The organism is Nostoc sp. 2RC, from assembly GCF_014222165.1.
Classification (GTDB): Bacteria; Cyanobacteriota; Cyanobacteriia; order Cyanobacteriales; family Nostocaceae; genus Nostoc; species Nostoc linckia.
Map to the genome: position 1 here is coordinate 1 of NZ_JACKZU010000352.1, position 8,559 is coordinate 8,559.

Annotated in this window: 6 protein-coding genes; 3 read left to right on the forward strand and 3 right to left on the reverse strand. The window is 40.0% G+C overall.

Annotated elements, in window-relative coordinates; all coding sequences use genetic code 11:
* Positions 1-285: 285 nt before the first annotated feature.
* From GNE10_RS28055 to trmFO, 3 genes are all read right to left on the reverse strand, one after another.
* Positions 286-1,068: a hypothetical protein gene (locus GNE10_RS28055; protein WP_185568870.1), complete on the reverse strand. Its 783-nt coding sequence runs from the start codon at positions 1,066-1,068 to the stop codon at positions 286-288.
* Positions 1,069-1,738: 670 nt separating this feature from the next.
* Complete coding sequence (locus tag GNE10_RS28060; RefSeq protein ID WP_221643021.1) at positions 1,739-4,411, reverse strand: calcium-binding protein; 2,673 nt, start codon at positions 4,409-4,411, stop codon at positions 1,739-1,741.
* Between the two features lie 627 nt (positions 4,412-5,038).
* Entirely contained in the window at positions 5,039-6,361 is a 1,323-nt protein-coding gene (trmFO, locus tag GNE10_RS28065; RefSeq protein ID WP_185568873.1) for an FADH(2)-oxidizing methylenetetrahydrofolate--tRNA-(uracil(54)-C(5))-methyltransferase TrmFO, read from the reverse strand.
* 173 nt (positions 6,362-6,534) lie between these two features.
* Here trmFO and GNE10_RS28070 point away from each other — a divergent pair, with 173 nt between their 5' ends.
* The 3 genes from GNE10_RS28070 to GNE10_RS28080 all read left to right on the forward strand — a co-directional run bounded on the left by GNE10_RS28070 (position 6,535) and on the right by GNE10_RS28080 (position 8,060).
* Positions 6,535-6,903 carry a cyclic nucleotide-binding domain-containing protein gene (locus GNE10_RS28070; RefSeq protein WP_185568875.1) on the forward strand — a complete coding sequence of 123 codons (369 nt, stop codon included), beginning with the start codon at positions 6,535-6,537 and terminating at the stop codon, positions 6,901-6,903.
* A 262-nt stretch (positions 6,904-7,165) separates the two neighbouring features.
* Positions 7,166-7,525 carry a Lin0512 family protein gene (locus GNE10_RS28075; RefSeq protein ID WP_185568878.1) on the forward strand — a complete coding sequence of 120 codons (360 nt, stop codon included), beginning with the start codon at positions 7,166-7,168 and terminating at the stop codon, positions 7,523-7,525.
* A gap of 199 nt (positions 7,526-7,724) precedes the next feature.
* A complete protein-coding gene (locus GNE10_RS28080) occupies positions 7,725-8,060 on the forward strand; it encodes a hypothetical protein (RefSeq protein ID WP_185568880.1) in 336 nt (111 codons plus the stop codon).
* Positions 8,061-8,559 lie beyond the last annotated feature (499 nt).

The window sequence follows — 8,559 nt, forward strand, 5'->3', positions numbered from 1 at the left end:
GTTTGCGCTAAAAGTGCTGTTGCTTAAAGCCAAATTTCCTACGTCTGTCTATGTTTGACTATGGATTTTGGAACTATTGACTACTGAATTATGTATCAGACATCTCCATAAATGATGTAAGGGTGTAGGCTTTGCCTTGCAGTACGGCTGTAACCTATGGGAATGCTAAGGGCGAACAGCCGTACGCCTCTACCAAAGATTTCGGGGAATGCAGAATTAATTATTGGAGATGTCTATTGTTGTTACGGCTGGTGTAAATACCACCAAAACTGCTGTAAATGAAAGCTATTTCAACAGTTTGCGTAGTTTCAAAACACCACCGGAGACACCAAAAATTAATATTGCCAAGGTATAAGTTGGTTCGGGGACTCCAATAATGCTGACCTGATTAATAGCTAAACCTTGTTGGGGAAAAGAACTACTAAAAACGAGTCGTGAGATGTTTGCCTCATCACTACGAATGCCTAAGAAAAGGGCGGAATTATCCAATAGCAGTGAGGAAGTGCCTTGAGCCGAGAAAGTACCTAAAAGATTATTGTTAATATCATAAGCCGAGACGAATGCATCGAATGTAAAGCGATCGTCTACAGCTATCTGAGCCCCAGCACAAAAAACAGGCTTGTAAAAAGTAATGGTGAAAGGCCCGCCGTTACCATCGGTGGGAAAAGGAGGATTAGGCCCAAAACCTGTTACATCTATACCTCCGAAGAGAACATAGTCACCGTTGGCGAAGTTAGTCCGAATACCAGGAAAAGGTGAGGTTTGAAAAACAAATGGTTTGGTAATCAAAGGATTATTGGTTGGAGCTATATCTACATCCAACCCTAAACCACCTTTCGATGTTGCTGAAAAGGAGTTAGGTAAAAAAGTAGAAAAATCAGGACTGACGGGATTGAATACTTTACCTAAACTCAGCCAATCAACTTCGTCATTACCACCAAAAGTAGCGCGTTCTGTAACTAAAAATGTAGCTGCTTTAACTGGTAGAGAAAAAATCGTTATTAAAGCTGTAATTGTTGGTAAATATTTGACTGAAAACTTGAATAATTGATTTAACTTAACTGCCACCAAGTTTACTCCTCAATTTTTGATATTAAAATGAACAAAACAATAAGCTGCTGTTAACTATTGACAGTTAACTGTCAGCGAATAGCATAAGTAACTGTGCAATTTCCAAGCATAATAGCTTACTGTCTCTAACTTAGAGTTATTTTTTAATATACACAAAATTATGATTTTTACTAATGAATTTATCTTACAGTAGATAGTACAAATATTGAAGTTTTATGTAAAATCAAAAGCTACAGCAAATAGAAGGTTGATAAACCATAGTATTCTGATTTGATTAATGAACTGATCTGTATAGGCAGGCAAGAGGTAATAGCTCGTAATGAGGTAAAATCGTAGTTATTGCTTAATGTGTATAAGTAATTGTGTTGCAAAAAATTTTGAAATTTCGGTGATGAAAGTTGAGATAATTCATACTTTCTAGCCAAACATCTTTTTTTGCAACACAAATTTTATTTTGGAATACAAACACTATTACTTATGTTTGTATAATTCTCGATTTTATATTGATAAAGTACTATAGTAAGCCTATTTGAGTTGTGAAAAGTATTCGTGATGGCTAACAACAGCCTGGACAGTAAGATTTCACAAATGATTTAGGACTGCTATAACTAGTACTTCTACAACAAAAAGCTTGAACTTGCGATCGCCTCACCAACGATATCAGTTTTTAGACCAACTCAATACTGATATTCGATGAGAGATTTTCTAGGAACGCGAATTGAGTTCCCTGGAAAGACAAATTACCGCTAGAAGAATCGTAGCTAAAGCCAGCAAGGCTATTAGTACCAAATCCTACTTTAGAAATTTGGATTTTATCACTCTGACCAAAGTTGTAATCTTTGATGGTGTCAAGACCGTCATTGATGCTGGCAAACAAAAACTTATCTGCACCAAAGCCACCTATGAGACTGTCGTTACCTTTACCACCAGAGAGAGTGTCATTACCAAGGCCACCGGAGATGGTGTCATTGCCATCATTGCCGAACAATTGGTTATTTTGTCCATCGCCAGCAATGCTGTCATTAGCGTTTGTGCCTCTAACATTGTCAAAGTTGATGACAGTAAATGGCAATGTCCCTAAACCAGGAACGTTATTAGCAGCCAAACTTTGATTTTGCAGGTCAACAGTGATAGATACCCCAGGTAAAGATGCAGATGCATCTATGGTGTTATTAGCAACGCTAGCACTAGCAACAATGGTTTCGACTTTAAAGAGTTCGTCTTGTCCGAATCCCCCGGCTTTGGTAATTGTGCCTACACCAGAGAGAGTAATGCTTTTACCTAGCTTACTGTAATCTGCGGTATCAATACCATCGCCACCATCAATACTGTCATTACCTTGACTGCCCTTGAAGGTGTCATCGCCTGCACCACCTGTTAACTTATCATTACCGTTTCCACCATCAATGAAGTCGTCACCACCTCTACCATCGATGGTGTCATTGCCTGCATTACCAAGCAATTGGTTAGCTTGTTCATCGCCTTTAATGCTGTCAGCAATATTTGTGCCTCTAACATTGTCAAAGTTGATGACATTAAATGTTAATGTTCCTAAACCAGGAACGTTATTGGCAGAGATAGTTTGGGCTTCTAAGTCAGCAGTGGCGGATACTCCAGGTAAAGATGCAGATGCATCTATGGTGTTATTGGCAACACTAGCATCAGCAATAACTGTTTCGACTTTAAATACTTGGTCTGTACCAAATCCACCAGCTTTGGTAATTGTACCCACACCTGAGAGGGTAATGGTTTTACCTAGCTTGCTGTAGTCTGCGGTATCAATACCATCGCCACCATCTATACTGTCGTTACCACGAGTAGCCTTAAATATGTCATTGCCACCATTACCGAACAATTGGTTACTTTGGTTATCGCCAGCAATGATGTCACTAGCATTTGTACCGATGATATTATCAAAGTTAACTACATTAAATGTTAATGTCCCCAAACCAGGAACGTTATTGGCAGAGATACTTTGGGCTTGCAGGTTAACGTTGATGGATACTCCAGGTAAAGAACCAGAAGCATCTATGGTGTTGTCGGCAACATTAGCATCAGCAATAACCTTTTCGACTTTAAATACTTGGTCTGTACCAAGTCCGCCAGCTTTTGTAACTGTGCCTACACCAGAGAGGGTAATGCTTTGGCCTAAGTTGCCGTAGTCTACGATGTCAGTACCATCACCACCATCTATACTGTCGTTACCCTGGCCGCCTTTGAAGGTGTCATTGCCAGTACCACCCGTGAGGTCGTCACTACCGCTTCCACCATCAATGAGGTCGTTACCACCTCTACCATCAATGGTGTCATTGCCTGCGTTGCCAAATAATTGGTTAGCTTGTCCATCGCCTTTAATGCTGTCAGCGACATTTGTGCCGATAACATTATCAAAGTTGATGACATTAAATGTTAGTGTCCCTAAACCAGGAACGTTATTGGCAGAGATAGTTTGGGCTTGCAAATCGGCAGTAGCAGATACTCCAGGTAAAGAACCAGATGCATCTATGGTGTTGTTGGCAACACTAGCATCAGCAATAACTGTTTCTACTTTAAATACTTGGTCTTGTCCCAGTGCGCCAGCTTTTGTAATTGTCCCCACTCCTGAGAGAGTGATGGTTTTACCCAGCTTGCTGTAATCTGCGGTATCAATCCCATCGCCACCATTGATGCTGTCATTGCCCTGGCCACCTTTAAAGGTGTCATTGCCTGCACCACCCGCGAGGTCGTCATTACCGTCTCCACCATCAATTAAGTCATTACCACCTCTACCATCAATGGTGTCATTGCCAGCTTTACCAAATAATTGGTTAGCTTGTCCATCACCTTTAATGCTGTCAGCAACATTTGTGCCGATAACATTGTCAAAGTTGACCACATTAAATGTTAATGTCCCCAAACCAGGAACGTTATTGGCAGAGATAATTTGATTTTCTAGGTCAGCAGTAGCAGATACTCCAGGTAAAGAACCAGATGCATCTATGGTGTTGTTTGCAACATCGGCATCAGCAATAACTGTTTCTACCTTAAATACTTGGTCTGTACCAAATCCACCAGACTTGGTAATTGTGCCCACACCTGACAGTGTGATGCTTTTATTCAAGTAACTATAGTCTGCTACATCAATACCATCACCGCCATCAATGCTGTCATTCCCTTGACTAGCCCGAAATGTATCGTTGCCAGCATTACCAAACAGCGTGTCATTACCTTGTCCACCATCAATGAGGTCATTTCCCTGACCACCAGAGATATTATCATTACCCCCAACACCAAAAATTTGATCGTCTCCAACAGTGCCCGACAAAAAATCGTTGTTGGGAGTACCAGCAATAGTCGCCATAATATATACCTTTTGGGTTTGATGAAGCGAATGGATTCGCTCCATGTAATACTCGCATATTACAATCAAAAAAGGAATTAATTTCTGGTTAAAAATACTTAAATAACCGTAAAAATACTTTTAATAAGTTAAAGATTTCGTGAAGTTGCACTTTCTGAGAACAAAAAACTGCGGTTTTTACTTATTTAAATATTATATAGAGAAAAAAACCTGATTGCACAGTAGAGAAAAGGGTTAGGGCAATGGGCAATAAAATTTTCATTTTATTGGTATTGGGGATGGATGGCTGATATTATGCCCTAATTTAGCTGTAAATTGGTATACTGGTCTATTTTTGTCAAAATATGCAATGCTGGTTGCGACAGATAGCGAGCATACTACAAACAAGTTGTGCTGCGATCGCATAGAATATCCCTCTGATTCAAGGTTTGCAGCAATCTTACCGTATAATTACTTAATACAGGTATAAAGTAAAAAAATATTCATTGCTATTGTTGAGTGTTGACTAGACCTCTTGCAAAAGTAACTTTTGCTCATAGGGGGGAAAGGGAAAAGGTTAAAGGGAAAAGGGTTTTTATTTGCCCTTTTCCCCACTTCTCTTAGAAGTCTACTGTTAACTGTGAACCGTCAACAATCAACACCATTAGCCTTCCAACTTGCTAAATCAGCCAAAGAGCGATCGCGATAACGTCCATAACGCTCTTGTTTATTTTTGATTTTCACACCTAGTTCCGGAAAAATTCCAAAGTTGGGCGGCATTGGTTGGAAATGTTTGGGGGAAGCAGAACTAATAAATTCAAATAGCGCCCCCATCATTGTTGTGGGTGGTACAGTCAACGGTTGTTTACCCAAAGCTAGCCGCGCTGCATTAATTCCCGCCAAGCAACCACCAGCGGCGGCGGCGGTGTAGCCCTCTGTACCAATTAACTGTCCAGCTGCCAACAAAGTCGGACGTGTTTTAAATTGCAGAGTGGGATGCATCAACTGAGGAGCATTTATAAAGGTATTGCGGTGCATCACTCCCAGGCGCACAAACTCGGCTTTTTCTAAACCAGGAATGAGCGCAAAGATGCGTTTTTGTTCGCCCCAACGCAAATTTGTTTGGAATCCTACCATGTTCCAAAGTTGTCCGGCTTTATCTTCTTGCCGTAACTGCACCACAGCATAGGGACGTTCGGCGGTGCGACTATCTGATAAACCCACTGGTTTAAGCGGGCCATAGCGCATAGTGTCTTCTCCCCGCTGTGCTAGTTCTTCAATGGGCAGACAGGCTTCAAAAAATTTCGCTGTTTCCCGTTCAAAATCCTTGAGTTCTGTTTGTTCGGCTTTGCAGAGTTCTTCTCGAAACTTCAAATACTGTTCTTTATTCATTGGGCAGTTGAGATAAGCTGCTTCACCTTTGTCATAACGCGATGCCATAAAGGCAATGTCACGGTTAATGGAATCTCCCACGATAATCGGGCTAGCTGCATCAAAAAAGCTCAGGTATTCCATGCCTGTAAAGCGGCGCAAATCTTCTGCCAAATCAGGACTGGTTAAAGGCCCGGTTGCCAAAACCACAATTCCTTCAGGAATAGCTTGGACTTCACCCCGACGGAATTCTATTAAAGGATGATTCGATAGAGTTTGAGTTAAGTCTTGCCCAAATTGTCCCCTGTCTACAGCTAGCGCCCCACCAGCAGGAACGGCGTGTTCATCAGCTTTTTGAATGACAATAGAACCAAGCTGACGTAATTCTTCGTGCAACAATCCGGCGGCGCGATCGCTTGCCATTGCCCCAAAGGAGTTACTACACACTAATTCTGCCAGATGTTCTGTGTGGTGAGCAGGGCTAAAGCGCTTTGGACGCATTTCATATAAAATCACCGGCACTCCAGCTTGGGCTATTTGCCAAGCTGCTTCTGTCCCAGCTAATCCACCTCCAATTACTTGTATTGGTTGTTTTTCCATAGGTTATAAGTAGAGCTACATAAATAATTCTAGTTTCGTTAATTATTCCTTAACCAACCAGAGATATTACGGAAATTATAGTTAAATAACAGAAAACAGTATACTTTTCTGGATTCTCATGATGCCTATCTGAAGGCTTCATTCAAAAACAAAAAAATTTTGGTGTTGCTCTAATGCTAAGTCCTGTAGTCACAGTTGGTATATTTCAAAAACAAGCCAATCCTAAAGTATTTTCACTAGGGGAAGTCATCTTTGAAGAAGGACACACTGGTGATATGATGTATGGCATTGTCGAAGGAGAAGTAGACATATCAGTCAATGGTAAAGTTGTAGAAACCATTGAACAAGGTGAAGTTTTTGGTGTGGGTATCCTTGTAGGAGTAAAAAATAGAACTTACACTGCTATTGCTAAAACAGATTGTAAACTTGCTTTTCTTGATGAAAAAGCATTTTTGTTTGCCGTTCAGGAAACACCAATGTTCGCCATCAAAGTAATGAAAAGTTACTCAGAGCGTCTAAGTAAATTATTGCATATGTTATAAGTATTTTTTGGTTCAGGGAGTGTGGGGAGTAGTGACTATTGACTGTTAACTGTTGAATAGATCTGAAGAAGTTTTCGCTGCAAGGCGTAAAGACTTATACCAATTTTAAAAAAGAATGCCACAAATACATAAGTTCAAACCCTTGTGATATTTAGTTTTCTGAATGCGTGAATTTTGAATTGGTATTATGATTCTCCCCTCTACTCCTAATAATATGCCTGCCCTTGTTTGATGCAAGGTGAAAAATTTGCCGGAGGTTGTAATGGTACGTAAACGATTGATAATTGAAATGGGGATGGGAGTAGATCAGCATGGACAAGAACCAACGGTAGCAGCATCTAGGGCAGTACGCAATGCCATCGCTCATAATGCTTTACCTGGTGTTTGGGAAGTCGCTGGTTTGAGTCATCCCAATGAAATGATTGTGGAAGTGCAAGTAGCAGTACCATACCCAGAAAAAGTTAGACAAGAGGAAGTACTAGCCGTACTACCATTTGGTCAAAAAACTCTGACAGTGGAATCTGGGGGGATGATAGTTCAAGGACGAGCGATTCCCGAATTCAACGATGAAAATGACGAAATGTTGATTGCCATCGCTGCTGTTACAGTTTTAGTTGAATAATCTTAGTCATAATTAAGTTGGCGACTCGGCGCTAAACTAGAAACATTGGGATAAAAATCTCTGGCAGTAAGTTCAAAAATCAGTTGCAATGGAAAAATGAACAACAGTTATTCGCGGAAAGTTTTAGGATTTCCAAGTGAAAAGCTGTTGAACCATTGACTGATTTAATACACTAAAACTCTTCACCACTGCTAGTAAAATGTCTCCAGAACACAACGAATCACTTCTTCAAGAAATCACCAAACTCAAACCGAAACACTTTGCTGATTTAGTCAGATCTGCACAATTGATTTTCGATCCCACAGCAGGAGTTTCAGGAAGAAATGTTAAAATTAACTGGGAAGAATTCGGAATTCCCAGAGATGTAGCGGATAATTTGAAATTACTTGGTCAGCAGTACCAATATGCATCTCCTCATGTTCCTGTTGAAGACGTTTGGAGTAAATTAACTCCAGAAACTCGTATTTGGTTCGTGGAAAATAAAGACAGATTGTGGCAATTTGAGGAAGCATTTCCAGCACTTGATGAAGATTAAAGCATCAACCTTGGCAAAGTTCGCTTAGGCAACGCTTTGCAGCGTCTGGAGTGATATCAATTCAAAAATTCTGTGCAACACATCAAAAATCTGTAGGGACGCAAAGGTTTGCGTCTCTACGATACGTGTGTCTCGTTCTTTTTTCAAATTGGTATGAGATTTGTCAAAAAGTAATCTCGAATAGCGGATGCTTCATGTAGCGATCGCCCACCATAAATCAGTGTACAACTCATAATCCTTACTTAAACGTCGAAATCGATTGAGCCAAACAAATATTCGTTATATAATTTATCGTTTAAACAGTGTTTATTTTGGAAATAGTAATAGTATTCCAATAATAATCATACCAGAGTAGAGATAGAATCAAACACAGCGATCGCATTTTGATTTTCTTGTTTAAAGTAATGTTTCAATCAACACAGATATACAGTTGCAAAATCTAACTTAATCTTTTTGTTAAAAATAAATATCCTGCTTTTAAATTGATAAAAATATTTTA